This window comes from Bacteroides sp., from assembly GCF_028690125.1.
Taxonomy (GTDB): domain Bacteria; phylum Bacteroidota; class Bacteroidia; order Bacteroidales; family Bacteroidaceae; genus Bacteroides.
Genome location: NZ_JAQVBV010000002.1, coordinates 71,146 through 87,458, shown reverse-complemented (window position 1 = coordinate 87,458; position 16,313 = coordinate 71,146). Strand labels below are relative to the sequence as shown.

Here is a 16,313-nt window from a genome sequence, read left to right as displayed (position 1 = left end):
TTTATGTATTTATCTGTTTAATAAATGTTTAAGTAATATGAAGATGTAAAATCATCTACTTTAAAGCCTACCACGCATAAGAAATATGCTTTTTCCATTTCTATATTTGCAGCATAAGATTTTTGGTAATTGAGTGCTTAATCTAAATGAAAAACAAATATGGAATTTTCTGAAATGTATATTACTTATTATTCTAAACTGGTTCGGTTTGCAAGAGAATATGTGATCTTGGAAGAAGATGCAGAAAATATAACTCAAGATGTCTTTACTGATATGTGGGAGAAACGAGGTTCAATAGATCTTATAGAAAACATGAATGCTTATCTTTTCAGACTTGTGAGAAACAGATGTCTGGATCACTTGAAACACAAAGCCTTTGAACAGAGGTACATTGAACATATACAAACTTCTTTTGAAATAGAACTAAATTTGAAATTGCAATCTTTAGATCGTTTCGATGTATGCAATATTTCAGAGAGCAATGAAACCGAAGTTTTAGTTCGTAAGGCAGTTAATAGTTTGCCGAAACGATGCCGTGATATATTTATGTTGAGCCGTGTGGAAGGATTAAAATATCGGGAAATCTCCGAACGTCTGGGTATTTCGGTAAATACGGTTGAGTGCCAGATGAGTATAGCGTTGAAAAAGTTAAGGGGAAAACTGAGAATATGTCTTGCCGCATAATTTTTTTGGAAAATTATTAGTTGTTTTTAGGGGTATTTCCTGTGATAATCGTTCTTTGATAAAAAGGAAGATTAAGAATGGGAATGGATCTAACTAAATATTTCACAGATGAGCTTTCTCTTGAAGAGAAGCAAGCAATGTTATCTGAGATTAATGGGAATGAAGAATTGCGAGAAGAGTTTCTTAAGAATCAGAATATGGTGTCACTCTTAGATTGGATACTTTTGGAAGGTGATGAAGAACTTGCTCAGCGAAAATTATCTGAATTTATGCGTGATAAAGAGGAACGCAGAAATACATAGCCTGATTAAAATACCATGAACAAGTTTTATATTATATTATTAGCAGGATTGTTTTGTACCTATGTTCATTCACAGCAAGTTTATTTTGCGGATGGATATCATGGGGGAATTTATGGTCATTATCCTGTAGAATGGAAGACGCAATTTATAGTCGATCAATTATCCCGTCATCCGGAATGGAGAATAGGCTTGGAGATAGAACCTGAAACCTGGGATACGGTGCAGGTAAGGACTCCTGAGGCATATGCTCGTTTTAAACATATAGCTACAAGTAAACAGGTGGAGTTTACCAATCCCACTTATGCGCAACCCTATTGCTACAATATATCCGGAGAAAGCATAATACGACAGTTTCAATATGGTATTAACAAGATAAACAAGCATTTTCCGGAAGTCGATTTTGTTACTTATTCGGTGGAAGAACCTTGTTTCACAAGCTGCTTGCCTCAGATACTTAAGCAGTTTGGCTTTAAGTATGCAGTATTAAAATGTCCGAATACTTGTTGGGGAGGATATACTAGTGCTTATGGTGGAGAACTAGTAAACTGGGTTGGCCAAGATGGAACCTCCATACTGACCGTTCCTCGATATGCCTGTGAGAAACTGGAAGAGAATTCTACCTGGCAGACGACTGCCTGGTGTAACGAGATCTCTTATTTAAAAGATTGTAGAGATGCCGGGATCAAGCATCCGGTAGGTATGTGCTATCAGGATGCAGGTTGGAAGAATGGTCCATGGCTAGGAAGCGGAGACAATACAAAAAATAACTCTATATATGTAAGGTGGAGAGACTATATTGAAAATATCTCCACGGGTAAAACCGATGACAATTGGCATTTTTCGCAAGAAGATATGCGGGTGAATCTGATGTGGGGGAGCCAGGTGCTGCAAAGAATAGCGCGGGAAGTCCGTACATCAGAGAATAAAATTGTAATGGCTGAAAAAGTATCCGTAATGGCTCATTTGGACAATAAGTATAGTTATATTCAAGCAGATTTGGATGAAGCATGGCGTACTTTGATGCTCTCTCAACACCACGATTCATGGATTGTACCTTATAATGGGCTGGACAAAAAGGGAACATGGGCAGATGCAATTAAGCGTTGGACGGACTGTACGAATGGAATTGCAGACGGAATAACAGCGGCGGCTATGCAGAGTTATGAAAAGGTGCAGATTCAGGATAAAAAGATTGTTTCTGACGAAGGTTATATACGAGTTTACAACACTCTCGGTACCCCCAGAAATGAAATGGTAAGTATCGTACTACCTCGTGAATATACAGGTTCGGATTTAGAAATTTGTAATTGGAAAAAGAAATCAATAGGTTACTCTTTAGAAAGAGAAGGAGATGAAGTAAAATTGTTATTTATGGCAAAAGTTCCTCCCTTCGGTTACTCCACCTATCGTGTTCGGAAAAACAAATCCGGTAAAAGAATGTTTTCAGGAAATAAAGGAGATAGAAAAGTAGACGGACAGGAATATGTGGTTGAAAATGATATGTATAAGATCATTTTTGATTTATCGAAGGGAGGAATTATTAAAAGTTTGATTGATAAGAAAGAAGGGAATAAAGAGTTTGCCAAAGGTAAAGGAGAATATTCATTAGGTGAATTGAGGGGATATTTTTATGAAGAAGGTAAATTCCATTCTTCTACGGAAGCTCCTGCCCGGATGACTATATTGAGTGATAATGATTACGAAACTAAACTACAGGTAGAGGGTGAAATCGCCACACATCCTTTTACGCAGATCATTACTCTTGTTCGTGGACAAAAACGGATTGACTTTGATCTTACCGTTCATTGGAAGAAGAACGTAGGTATCGGAGAGTACGAAGAAAAGAGCTGGCGTGATAATCGCAGGGCTTATTGTGATGACCGGTTTAAACTAAGCGTATTATTTCCGGTAGACCTTCACTCTCCCCGTGTCTATAAGAATGCTCCGTTTGACGTTTGTGAAAGCAAGTTGGACAACACTTTCTTTAATTCCTGGGACCAGATCAAGCACAATATCATTCTTAATTGGGTAGATCTGGCAGAGCAGAAAGGAGATTATGCGTTGGCGTTATTATCAGATCATACCACCTCATATTCTTACGGAGAAGATTACCCGTTAGGATTGACTGCGCAATATTCCGGTGGGGGGCTTTGGGGACCTGATTATAAGATTACCCAACCTATGAAAATCAACTATGCCATTATTCCTCATCGCGGAAAATGGGATGAAGCCTCGATCTCTGCTAATAGTGACTGTTGGAATGAGCCGTTGTTATCCGCTTTTCATTCTTCCGCAAATTTGGAATCGAAAACTTTCATTGATTTACAGGATACCGGTTATCAATTAAGTGCTGCTAACCTACAAAATGGAAAGATAATGATGCGTCTGTTTAATGCGGAAGGCGATAATGCTTCTCGGAAAATCACATTTACTATGCCATTATCCGGTGTTGAAGAAGTCGATTTGAATGGAAGATGTATTGAAAGAAAGAAGATAAGTACACGCAACGGGAAATCCGAAATCAGTGTTTCAATGCCTCGCTTTGGTATCAGGACTTTCTTTTTGAGCATAAATTAAATATTTGAAATATAGAAAATCGTAATTGTGTGTATGTGTAAAATTACTACAAATCTTCTGGTCGCTTGCTCCTTTCTATGGATGATATCATGTTCGTCTGTAAATAAGGTGACAACTGATTTTACTCCTACTGACTATGTGAATCCATTTATTGGAGCCAGTACTAGTGTTGGAGCTGCGGGTGTTTATCATGGATTAGGTAAGACTTTTCCAGGTGTTACCACTCCTTATGGGATGGTTCAGGTTAGTCCCAACACAATAACTGGTGGTGATAATGGATCAGGATATAGTGATGAACATAAAACGATTGAAGGATTCGCCTTTACACAGATGAGTGGAGTTGGCTGGGGCGGTGATCTGGGTAATTTTCTTGTGATGCCGACAACCGGTGAATTACAGAAAATAGCGGGTAAAGAAGATGGTAGTATTAAAGGCTATCGTTCTGCTTATAATAAAGCTACAGAAACAGCTAAAGCCGGATACTATTCTGTCGAACTGACAGATTATAAAATAAAAGCGGAGAGTAGTGCAACTCCTCATTGCGGGATTTTACGGTTTACTTTTCCTGCTAACGAACAATCACGCATACAAATTGATTTGGCGCGTAGAGTAGGGGGGACATCTATTGCTCAATATATTAAAGTAGTAGATGATTATACCATTCAAGGTTGGATGAAGTGTACGCCTGACGGTGGTGGATGGGGAAACGGCGAAGGAAATGCCGATTATACTGTTTACTATTATGCTCGGTTCGATAAGCCTATCAGCAATTACGGCTTTTGGAGTGCCGATATACCCGATGACTGGGTACGTAAACGCGACGAAGTGGTAAGCATCCCTTATCTTACTCGCGTATCCGAATCTCCCGTGATCCGTGATAAAAAAGAATTGGAAGGTAAGCACCTTGGATTCTTTACTGAATTTCCCACTAAAGAAGGGGAAAACGTAGAATTGAAAGTAGGTATTTCTTTTGTCGATATGGAAGGTGCTGCCAATAACTTCAAGCAGGAAATAGCTTCTAAAAATTTTGAACAAGTGCGACGGGAAGCAGATGTTTTGTGGAATAAAGAACTTAGCCGCATAAAGATATCCGGTGGAACCGAAGATGAGAAAGCCGTTTTCTATACAGCTCTGTATCATACAATGATAGACCCCCGTATCTATACGGATGTAGACGGACGCTATGTTGGCGGAGATAAGAAGGTATATACGAGTGACGGTAAGTTTACCAAGCGTACCATATTTAGCGGTTGGGATGTATTCCGCAGTCAATTCCCTTTGCAAACAATTATTAACCCTCGTCTGGTAAGTGATCAGTTGAATTCATTGATAACGATGGCAGATCAGAGCGGGCGTGAATATTATGAGCGTTGGGAGTTTCTGAATTCATATTCCGGCTGTATGTTGGGAAATCCTGCACTGTCTGTATTGGCTGACGCTTATTTAAAAGGAATCCGAACTTATGACGCAGAAAAAGCTTATCAATATGCAGTCAATACTTCGCGTAAATTTGGGAATGATTTGTTAGGCTATTCTCCTGAATCATTGAGTATCTCACATACTTTGGAATATGCTTATACTGACTGGTGTGTTTCTCAATTGGCTAAAGCTTTGGGAAAAGAAGAAGATTCCAAACGTTTTCATGAAAAAGGACAAGCTTATCATAATGTCTTTGATAAAGAGAAAGGATGGTTCCGTCCGCGTAATGCAGACGGTACATGGGTGGCATGGCCGGAAGATGCGCGTACTAAAGAATGGTATGGTTGTATCGAGGCAAATGCCTATCAGCAAGGTTGGTTTGTGCCGCATGATGTTCAGGGAATGGTCGAATTGATGGGAGGAAGAGACAAGGTAATTGCTGATCTGACTGATTTCTTTAATAAGACACCGTCCAATATGCTTTGGAACAAGTATTTTAATCATGCGAATGAGCCGGTTCATTTTGTTCCTTTTCTTTTCAATCGGCTTAATGTGCCTTGGCTTACACAAAAGTGGACACGTTATACTTGCGAGAAGGCTTATGCCAATAAAGTAGAAGGTATTGTTGGTAACGAAGATGTAGGTCAAATGTCAGCTTGGTATATTTTGTCGGCTTCCGGCATTCATCCTTCCTGTCCGGGTGATACGCGGATGGAAATAACAAGTCCGGTTTTCAGTAAAGTAGAATTCCGTCTCGATCCTGATTATTATCAGGGAAAGACCTTTACGGTAATCACCCACAATAACAATGCAAATAATATCTATATACAAAAAGCTCTACTAAACGGCAAAGAATATAATAAATGTTATCTGGATTTCACTGATATTGCAACAGGAGGAACTCTGGAACTATATATGGGCGATCAACCTAATATGAATTGGGGAATCTGACCTACGGACAATTAGCATAATAAGTAGTATTTTAAATTTTTTACCAACATGATAAATAAGTTTAAGCTTCTTTTATTGTTGGGGGTGGTTGTTTTTACCCATTCGGGATGTATTCCACAAACCTCAACGATGTCATTAAACAGTTCAAATCCTCAAATCGTCTGGCAGGTGAAACCACAGGCCGATTTGGGAACTGCTACCGGTGAGCAGATCTCTACGCCCGGCTATGAAATGACCGAATCTGTCAAGGGTATAGTTCCGGGAGCTGTATTTACTGCTTACGTTGAAGCGGGAATTGTTCCTGATCCGGACTACTCCGATAATATTTACAAAGTAGACGAGACCTATTATAACCGTCCTTTCTGGTATCGGACCGAATTTGAACTTCCGGCTTCTTATTCAAAAGGCAAACGTGTATGGCTTCATTTCGACAATACCAACCGTTATGCAGACTTCTATTTTAATGGGGAGAAGATATCCGGAACAAAGACATCTACCAAAGATGTAAGTGGTCACATGATACGTTCAAAATTTGATGTGACCGATCTGATAAAGAAGTCAGGTAAAAATGCGATTGCAGTTTTGATTACCGATCCTGACCAGAAAAAGACACGAAAAGCTACAGACCCTTATGGAGTTGCTTGTAGTCCCAGTTATCTGGCAGGTGCAGGTTGGGATTGGATTCCATATATTCCGGGACGCTTGGCCGGTATCACGGGTAACACGTATCTCGCCATTACCGGAGATGTAGTAATGGAAGATCCTTGGGTACGTTCTGAACTACCTACATTGGAAAAAGCAGAGATTTCTATTTCAACAGATATGAGAAACGCCTCTTCTTCTCCAAAGAAAGTAGTAGTTTCGGGTGTTATTCAGCCGGGAAATATTTCTTTCTCTAAAGATTTTCAGATAGAGGGGGGAACTACTTCCAAAGTTGCTATTAATAAGGACGAATTTACTCAGTTAGTCATCGATAACCCGAAACTTTGGTGGCCGAATGGTTACGGTGAACCGAATCTTTATACTTGCAAACTGACTTGTTCCGTAGACGGTGAAGTATCGGATGAAAAAGAAATTTCGTTTGGTATTAAGAAGTATGAGTATAAGATGGTTGATAATGCCGTCGGATATCCTGTTATGACATTCTTTGTCAATGGGCAAAAAGTCTTTGTAAAAGGTGGAAACTGGGGGATGAGCGAATATCTGCTTCGTTGTCAGGGCAAAGAGTATGAGACGAAGATCAGACTACATAAAGAGATGAATTACAATATGATTCGTCTGTGGACAGGATGTGTGACGGACGATGCTTTTTATGATTATTGTGACCGATATGGTATCATGGTATGGAATGATTTTTGGTTATACGTTGCCTATAATGATGTTGCGGAGCCGGAAGCCTTTAAGGTGAATGCTCTTGATAAAGTCAAACGTCTTAGAAATCATCCTTCCATTGCAATCTGGTGCGGAGCTAATGAGACAAGTCCGAAACCGGAACTAGATAATTATTTGCGGGAAATGGTTGCTAAAGAAGATAATAACGACCGAATGTATAAATCCTGCTCCAATCAGGACGGTCTATCCGGAAGTGGTTGGTGGGGAAATCAACCTCCAAGACATCATTTTGAAACTTCGGGCAGTAATCTGGCATTTAATACACCGGCATATCCGTATGGTATTGATCATGGTTACGGTATGCGTACAGAGATAGGTACAGCCACTTTCCCCACGTTCGAAAGTGTGAAGTTATTTATTCCCGAAGAGTCATGGTGGCCTTTGCCTACCGATGAGCAGTTAAAGAACGATGATGATAATGTCTGGAACAAACATTTCTTCGGAAAAGAGGCTTCGAATGCTAATCCGATCAATTATAAGAATTCAGTGAATACTCAATACGGAGAGTCGTCCGGTCTTGAAGAGTTCTGCGAAAAGGCTCAATTGCTGAATATTGAAGTAATGAAAGGAATGTATGAAGCATGGAATGACAAAATGTGGAATGATGCCGCAGGTATTTTAATTTGGATGAGTCATCCTGCCTATCCTTCGTTTGTATGGCAGACTTACGATTATTACTATGATCCTACGGGAGCTTATTGGGGAGCGAAGAAAGCTTGTGAGCATTTGCATATTCAGTGGAATGCTTCCAACAATAGTATAAAAGCCGTAAATACTACTGCTAAAGATCTGAAAGGTGCAGTTGCCAAGGCTACAATTTACGATTTCAATGGGAAAGAAGTATCAACGTACGGACAGACGAAACAGATAGATGTAGCTGCCAGTAATATTGCAGAAGCCTTTACATTGAACTTTAATCCTTCTAATCTGGCTTTTGGAAAGAATGCGGTAGCTTCTTCATCGACAGGTACTTCCAAAAATGCTTCGATGGTTGCCGACGGAGGAGCCGGAAGCCGTTGGGAAAGTGAATACAATGATCCTCAGTGGATTTACATTGATCTTGGAAAAGAGGAAAAGATTGAAAATGTTGTTCTGAAGTGGGAAGCTGCTTGTGCCAAAGAGTATGATTTGCAAGTTTCTAACGATGCGAAAGAGTGGAAAACGGTTTATACGAATAAAGCGGGAAAAGGTGGTACGGAGAAAATAGAATTAGAACCGGTTACTGCGCGTTATGTGAAACTGGCAGGTATCAAGCGTGCTTCGCAATTCGGATATTCACTGTTTGAATTGGAGGTATACGGTGATAAGTCAAAAAAGATAGATGAGCTGACACCAGTTCATTTCATAAAATTAGAATTGACAGATGCGAAGGGTGATTTGTTATCAGAAAACTTTTATTGGAGAAATGGAGTGGATGATCTTGATTATAGGTTGTTGAATACGTTGCCGGAAGCTGAACTGTCATGTAAGTTGGTAGAAAAGTCTATGTCTGATGGAAAGATGAAGATTGCATTGAAAAACAATTCTAAGACTGTGGCTTTTGCCAATCGTGTGAGACTGATCAATAAAGAAACTCAGGAGCGTGTACTTCCAGTGATTATGTCTGACAATTATATAACTTTGATGCCGGGTGAGGAAAAAATTATCAGCGTGGAAGCCCAACCTGAATTACTGAAAGGTGGAGTAAGTGTATTAGTGAAACAATATGGGAAAGCGGAACAGAATAAACTAGATATATAATATAATTATTATAACGGTACTGTGCATCGTTTTGTATATAGAGTGTTGTGGACCGTTAAGTTTTGTAAGTACATAAAAAAGAGAGCATAATGTCAATTATGCCCTCTTTTTCTTAAATATATAATAAAGCCTCTTTATTTTTACTCGTTCCACTTATTAGATAAGTCAATGATAAGATCAGTATTTACTGATCCGGTATACCATTCTGGATTTGAAACACCTCCCGTTTCAGCCCATTTAGCAAAACCTGTATATGCTTTTAAAAAATCTGCTTTTTCGATAGCATGATGAACTTCTCCGGGAATTTCAATAGCCCAAATATAGTTTTTTTCATTGCTATAGAAGTCGTTTCCTTCACCACCTTCAATATTTGTTGGATATGTATTACCTTTTAAAACAGGTTTCTTTCCTTTTTTATGGATTTCAATTCCATTGTCATTTGCCAAGAAGAAATCAAAATCTAAAGCTCCTACTTGATTCTCATTATTTCCCCCGTTTTTAAAGTCGATAGTAATAGTAATAGTTTCCGGATCTTTTATAGATTGATCAGTTTGAGTATTAATAAACTCGTAAGGTTTAGGGGTAAAATCCAAGTTCTTTAACTTAAGTGTAATGCTTTTATTTCCAGCACCATTTCCATTGTCTGTACCTTGACGAATGCGTTCTACATATTCTGAAGGAGTAATGGATGATATGTTATTAGCTGAGTTAAGGCCTTCAATACGCAGATAAGGTGAGTAAGGTAAATTTCCACCAATAGCATTGATTCTAACGTCTATAGTGATGCTTTCCAGCTTTGGATTGTTCTTGGATGACCATTTAGTAGAATACTTATAATTGGCAACAAAGTCATTGAAATCATAATCCCCTAATTTAGGGAACATATCCTCAAACATAACTGTATACCATTGACGTTCAAAAGTATCGTATTCTTCTATATCTTCTGTATCGTCATTCTTTCCTCCTCTGATTGTAGTTGTTTGGATAAGTTCTTGGTTGATACTTCCATTTTCTATCTTAACGGCCTGTGCAGATTGTCCTTGTGGCTGTACATACAATTCCTTTAAAGCAGATGGCACATTGAATACAATTGGGACCTCATTGGCTTCAGAATATACTGTATATTCACCAATTTTATTGGTACATTCACTGTCAGTGAATACAGAAACTCTGGTATTCGCGCGCGAGGTTAAATTACTTGTGACATTTTGAGTCATTTCCCAATTAAAATCAGCAGGAATGACTAGGTCTGTCATTTTCTGATTTTGCTTTGCCTGTTCAGGATCGTAGAGATCTTTTTGGCATGAACTCAGAAAACAAATGGTTGCAGTAAAAATTAGAGCTAGCTTTTTCATGAAAATATAGCATTATTTGTTTGTTTGGTACAAAGAAACAAATATTAAGTGATACTAACAAAAAAAGTTGTATATTTTATCCGAATGCTGGTTTTTATTTGCAAATATTACCTTTTTTCGTTGGTTTTGGAGAATAAACTAGCTATAAATGAGAAATAATAAAGAAGTTGCTATAGATAAATAATTAAAGAGGGGAGGAATGTTTATGGGCTTTTATCCGTGTTCGAAAAAAAATAAAAAGATTGATTTAGTGGTTTAATTCATTTTAATCGTCTTCTAGTTTAGTTGTGTTTGAATGACAATGAATACATAAATGTAAACTTACCATGAAAAAGATTTTATTATTTGCACTAGCATTTATAAGTTTAGCTACTACTTCATCTGCTCAAAGTAGCAAAGTGTATGAGACTCATACGGTGAAAAGTAAGATATTAGGTATGGAACGCCATTATTCCGTATACTTACCGGCCGGTTATGACGAGAACGATTGTAGTTATCCGGTATTATATCTCTTGCACGGGCATGGAGACAACCATACGGGTTGGGTGCAGTTCGGACAAGTACAACGAATTGCCGATAAGGCAATAGCCGAAGGAAAAGCAACACCGATGATCATCGTGATGCCCGATGCTGACACGGTACATAAAGGATACTTTAATCTGCCGGACGGAAGCTACAATTATGAAGACTTCTTTATGAAAGAACTCATTCCCCATATAGAGAAAACATACAGAGCGCGTCCGGAAAAACGCTATCGTGCCGTATCCGGACTTTCGATGGGAGGCGGTGGAGCCTTATTTTACACACTCCACCATCCGGAAATGTTTGCGGCAGCAGCCCCTTTGAGCGCAGTTTCGGGTCGTTGGACTGTAGAGCAGATGAAAGGTATGGTAGATATGTCTAAGATTCCTGCTGATAAAGCCGAAGAATACTCTAAACAGTTTGATATACAAAGTCTTTTAAACTCTTCAAAAGACAAATTAAATACGATTAAATGGATACGCTGGTACATCAGTTGCGGAGATGATGACTTTCTGACGATAGAAAATAGTCTGTTACACATTTTGCTGAAACAGAATGAGATTGGTCATGAATATCGCGTGAAAGATGGTGGACATTCCTGGAGCTACTGGCGTATGGAACTACCCGAAGTTATGGAGTTTGTATCGAAATCGTTTACTCAATTTTAAAAAACTATTGTCCCGATTGAATGATTAAGCTTCGGGTGTAGTGATAAAGTGTATAAATTAAGATGAATCACAAAATAAGCAGTAAGGTATTCTTTCTGTTGTTGGCTTGTATTTGCTACGGCAGTCTGTGGGCACAATCGGGGATACCCCCTTTTCGGAAAGGCGAACGGGTGGTATTTGTAGGGAACAGTATCACGCATGGCGGACATTATCATTCGTTTGTATGGTTGTACTACATGACCCGTTTTCCCAATAAGCCCATCACCATTATGAATGCCGGGATTGGCGGAGAGAGTGCGTGGGACATGAAAGATCGCCTCGAAAATGACGTGTTCAACAGAAAACCGACTTATGTAACCCTCACTTTCGGAATGAATGATACAGGGTATGATATCTACTGGAAAGACAATGCAAAGGAGCTGTCTGAACGGCAGATAGAGAAATCGCTGACTAGTTACAAGGAGATAGAAAAACGGTTATTAGCCGCAGATAAAGTGACGAAAGTACTGATAGGCGGTTCGCCGTATGACGAAACAGCCAAGTTTAGCAGTCTTCTTTTTCAGAACAAAAACAATGCTATTCTGAAGATCATCGACGCTCAACGTGTATCGGCTCAAAAGAATAGTTGGGGCTTTGTCGATTTCAACCAACCGATGAGAGAAATAAGCCTGAAAGAACAGAAGAAAGATTCTACATTTAGTTTCTGTAGGTTGGACAGAATTCATCCCGATAATGACGGTCAGATGGTGATGGCTTATCTGTTTCTGAAAGCTCAGGGGCAGGCAGGAAACGAAGTGGCGGAAATTGCCATTGATGCGAAGCTGTCGAGTGTAATCACCCATAAGAATTGCAAGATCTCAAAGCTAAAGCAAGAAGAAGGTAGTTTGAGCTTTGACTATCTCGCCAACGCGCTTCCTTATCCTTTGGATTCGATACCACGACAAGGCTGGGGAAATCAAAGGTCGCAACGCGACGCCATGCAACTGGTTCCGTTTATGGAAGAATTCAATCAGGAACGTTTGCGGGTTACCCATCTGGAGAAAGGAATCTATCGATTGACCATTGATGAACAATTCATTGACGACATTTCGTCTGAACAACTGACCGGCGGAATAAACTTAGCTGAATATCCGACCACTCCACAATATCAACAGGCGATGAAGATTATGTATCTGAACGAAGAACGTTTTGAAGTGGAGAAGCGTTTCAGAGAATACTTATGGACTGAATACACCTTCCTGAAAAAAGAAGGTCTGCTGTTTGCCAATAATCAGGAGGCAACAAACAAACTTCGGGAACACTTGCCCAAAGATCCATTTCTCAGGGCTAGTTACGAATGGTACACCAAAGCCATGTATCCTGAAATACGCGAAGTATGGAATAACTATATGAATACGATAGTAAATCGGATTTATAAAATAAATAAACCTGTCAAGCATCGGGTGAAACTAACGAAAATAGATAAAATCTAAAAGAACTTGTTTTAAATGTTGCGTAGTATTCATTTATAAGTTATTTTTGAGGATATTACTTCTTTTATCCTATTTTTTATGAGAAACATAAAGTATCTGTTAGGCATCACATTGATATACTACTTTTGCACCGTATCGGCGGTGATGTATGGAAAAGATAAAAACAGTTCTTTCTCATTGGAAGAACTAAAGTGTGAGAATTTGGTCAATCCTTTGGGAATCGACAACATCACCCCTCACTTCAGTTGGAAGTTGAAAGGGAATGGATGGAAGCAGGGACAAGCCTGCTATGAGATTCAGGTAGCAACGGACAGTCTGTTGCTCGTTCGTGATAAAGCCGACTTGTGGAAGTCGGGAAAGCTCAAGTCTGACCTTTCGGTAATGGTACCCTATCAAGGATCGCCCCTGACTTCCCGGTCCCTGTGTTACTGGAGAGTACGTGTGTGGGACCGGAAAAGACAAGTTTCCGAATGGAGTCCCGTGGCACGCTTTTCTGTCGGACTTCTGGCGAAAGACCAATTTCACGGTTCCTATATCGGCTCCTCTGCGGAAGGAGGTAAAGTCTGCGCTCCCATACTCCGTAAGAAAGTGAAGGTGGAAGAGGAAGGGACAGCCTTCCTTCATGTGAACTCACTGGGATATCACGAAGTATACATCAATGGAAAGAAAGTAAGTGAGAATGTCCTTGCCCCTGCCGTGTCGCAATTAGGCAAACGTTCGCTCATCGTCACTTATGATGTTACCCCTTACCTCAAAACGGGTGAAAACGACCTGCTGATTTGGCTTGGACAGGGATGGTATAAGAAAACAACTTTCGGCGCCGCCTATGACGGACCGTTGGTGAAAGCCGAACTGGATATACTAAGAAACGGTCAGTGGGAAGTATTGGCTGAAACAGATCGTTCGTGGAGCGGACGCGAGAGTGGTTACTCGGATACGGGTAACTGGTGCGCGTTGCAATTCGGGGGCGAACGGGTTGATGGAAGTATCCTGCCGACAGATCTGTCCTCTCAAACTCTCGATAAAATGAAGTGGATTCCGGTAGAAGTAGTCGAAGTGCCGGAACATCTTGCCTCACCTCAAATGTGTGAGCCAAACAAAGTCTTTCAAGTCTTGCAACCTGTTTCTATCAAAAACCTGAACGGAAACACCTGGCTCGTAGACATGGGAAAAGTACAAACCGGATGGTTTGAAATGACAATGCCTATATTGCCTCCCGGACACGAAATCACTATGGAGTACAGCGATAATCTGACCAAAGAAGGAGAATTTGACTCACAGGGTGAAAGTGATATTTATATATCCGGTGGTAAGAAAGGAGAGAGTTTCAGAAATAAATTCAATCACCATTCTTATCGGTACGTACGTATCTCCAATCTTCCGGTGAAACCAGAAACCGGATCGATGAAGTCTCTGCAAATTCATGGAGATTATCGGCAAACGTCTACTTTCGAATGTTCCGACCCCGACTTGAATGCTATTCATGATATGATTCAGTACACGATGAAGTGCCTCACATTTAGTGGATACATGGTAGATTGCCCGCATCTCGAACGTGCCGGATACGGTGGCGACGGAAACTCGTCCACCATGAGTCTGCAAACCATGTACGATGTAGCACCAACTTACGTGAATTGGCTTCAGGGCTGGGGAGACGCCATGCGTGAAGGAGGAAGTCTGCCTCATGTAGGACCCAATCGGGGCGCCGATGGTGGCGGACCTTATTGGTGTGGATTTATTGTGCAAGCTCCCTGGCGTACCTATATCAATTATAACGACCCACGGCTGATTGAAAAGTATTATGCCCAAATGAAAGAATGGTTCAAGTATGTGGACCGGTATACGGTAGACGGTTTATTGAAGCGTTGGCCGGATACCGAATACCGTAATTGGTATCTGGGCGATTGGCTGGCGCCGATGGGGGTCGATGCCGGCGCGCAATCATCTGTCGATCTGGTGAACAACTGCTTTATCAGCGAGTGTCTGGGCACAATGAATAAGATCGCCTCCACATTGGGACGGACAGAAGAAGCACATGAATTCACTGCCCGCAAAGAGAAACTGAACCGATTGATCCATCAGACCTTTTATCGTGCAGATGAAGGAATCTACTCCACAGGTTCACAGTTGGATATGTGCTATCCGATGTTGGTAGGTGTAGTGCCCGATACGTTGTATGATAAAGTAAAGAAAAACATGATGGCAATCACCGAAGATAAACATAAAGGACATATTGCAGTTGGCTTGGTGGGAGTACCTATCCTGACCGAATGGGCTACCCGGAATAAGGAAGTAGATTTTCTTTGCCGGATGATGAAAAAACGCGATTATCCCGGTTATCTGTATATGATAGATCATGGAGCTACCGCTACGTGGGAATACTGGAGTGGGGAGCGCAGCCGGGTACACAACTGTTACAATGGCATTGGAACCTGGTTCTACCAAGCAATAGTCGGAATCCGACAAGACGAAACGGTCCCCGGATATCGTCATGTATACATTGATCCGCAAATACCCGTCGGTCTGACTTGGGCGAAAGCTACGAAAGAATCTCCTTATGGTACTATTGCTGTCAGTTGGCAACTGAAAGATAACCAATTGAACCTTCAACTTACCATTCCGGCAGGAACTACCGCTACGCTTTCCATCCCCCATCATGCTACGTCGTGCAGACAAGGTAAGAAGAAGGTTGCTCTCAAAGAGAAAACGATTATGGTAGCCGGGGGACAATCTGATTTTGTTTTTGAACTCTCCCCACAATAAAAAAACGCATTTCCTCTATCACCTATCACCGCATACTCCGAAACTCGCTGTTGATGGTACTTTCATGCGGTGATAGGTTGTTTTTTATCTATCACCCTCTATCACCTATCACCGATATTCCGTAAAGGTCTACAACCAATCTTATTTGCTACTTTGTTCCCTATCCATTCTCTCCTTGCAGAGTATTAATACTTAAGTTCCATTCTATTAGAGATAAACTTCCTTTGCTCTAATAGTAAACTTCCTTTTAATTAATTGAAATCTATAAATGCAACTTGCGTTTGTACAAATGCAATTTGCATTTATAAAAACGAAAGTTTCATTTGTAAAAACGCAAGTTTGGTTTATAGATTTGTTCCAATTAAAAGAAACTTATCTCTTAAGGAAGAACAACTTAAGTAAGGGGCACGAGGAACTTATCTATTAATCTTCTGCGTCAAGTCTTCCATTAAAGTTCCCTACCTTCTT

9 protein-coding genes are annotated in these 16,313 nt (G+C 40.3%); 8 read left to right on the top strand and 1 reads right to left on the bottom strand.

The genetic code is table 11. From position 1 onward, the window contains the following. Positions 1-159: 159 nt before the first annotated feature. The 5 genes from PHO71_RS01920 (at position 160) to PHO71_RS01900 (ending at position 9,065) form a co-directional block, all read left to right on the top strand. Entirely contained in the window at positions 160-684 is a 525-nt protein-coding gene (locus PHO71_RS01920) for an RNA polymerase sigma-70 factor (protein ID WP_300198112.1), read from the top strand. Between the two features lie 77 nt (positions 685-761). Continuing rightward, on the top strand, positions 762-986 hold the full coding sequence (locus tag PHO71_RS01915; protein ID WP_300198109.1) for an anti-sigma factor: 225 nt from the start codon (positions 762-764) through the stop codon (positions 984-986). Between the two features lie 15 nt (positions 987-1,001). Further along, positions 1,002-3,563, top strand: coding sequence for a glycoside hydrolase family 38 C-terminal domain-containing protein (locus PHO71_RS01910; protein WP_300198107.1), 2,562 nt, complete (start codon positions 1,002-1,004; stop codon positions 3,561-3,563). 33 nt (positions 3,564-3,596) lie between these two features. Continuing rightward, the gene (locus PHO71_RS01905) at positions 3,597-5,933 is read left to right on the top strand and encodes a GH92 family glycosyl hydrolase (RefSeq protein WP_300198104.1); all 2,337 of its coding nucleotides are present in this window, start codon (positions 3,597-3,599) and stop codon (positions 5,931-5,933) included. 48 nt (positions 5,934-5,981) lie between these two features. Then, a complete protein-coding gene (locus tag PHO71_RS01900) occupies positions 5,982-9,065 on the top strand; it encodes a discoidin domain-containing protein (protein WP_300198101.1) in 3,084 nt (1,027 codons plus the stop codon). 140 nt (positions 9,066-9,205) lie between these two features. Here the strand turns inward: PHO71_RS01900 and PHO71_RS01895 are convergent, their stop codons facing one another. Then, complete coding sequence (locus PHO71_RS01895; protein WP_300198098.1) at positions 9,206-10,420, bottom strand: LruC domain-containing protein; 1,215 nt, start codon at positions 10,418-10,420, stop codon at positions 9,206-9,208. 326 nt (positions 10,421-10,746) lie between these two features. Here PHO71_RS01895 and PHO71_RS01890 point away from each other — a divergent pair, with 326 nt between their 5' ends. From PHO71_RS01890 to PHO71_RS01880, 3 genes are all read left to right on the top strand, one after another. Continuing rightward, positions 10,747-11,610 carry an alpha/beta hydrolase-fold protein gene (locus PHO71_RS01890; protein WP_300198095.1) on the top strand — a complete coding sequence of 288 codons (864 nt, stop codon included), beginning with the start codon at positions 10,747-10,749 and terminating at the stop codon, positions 11,608-11,610. A gap of 62 nt (positions 11,611-11,672) precedes the next feature. Then, positions 11,673-13,082: an SGNH/GDSL hydrolase family protein gene (locus PHO71_RS01885; protein ID WP_300198092.1), complete on the top strand. Its 1,410-nt coding sequence runs from the start codon at positions 11,673-11,675 to the stop codon at positions 13,080-13,082. A gap of 78 nt (positions 13,083-13,160) precedes the next feature. Beyond that, a complete protein-coding gene (locus PHO71_RS01880) occupies positions 13,161-15,845 on the top strand; it encodes a family 78 glycoside hydrolase catalytic domain (protein ID WP_300198089.1) in 2,685 nt (894 codons plus the stop codon). Positions 15,846-16,313: the final 468 nt, after the last annotated feature.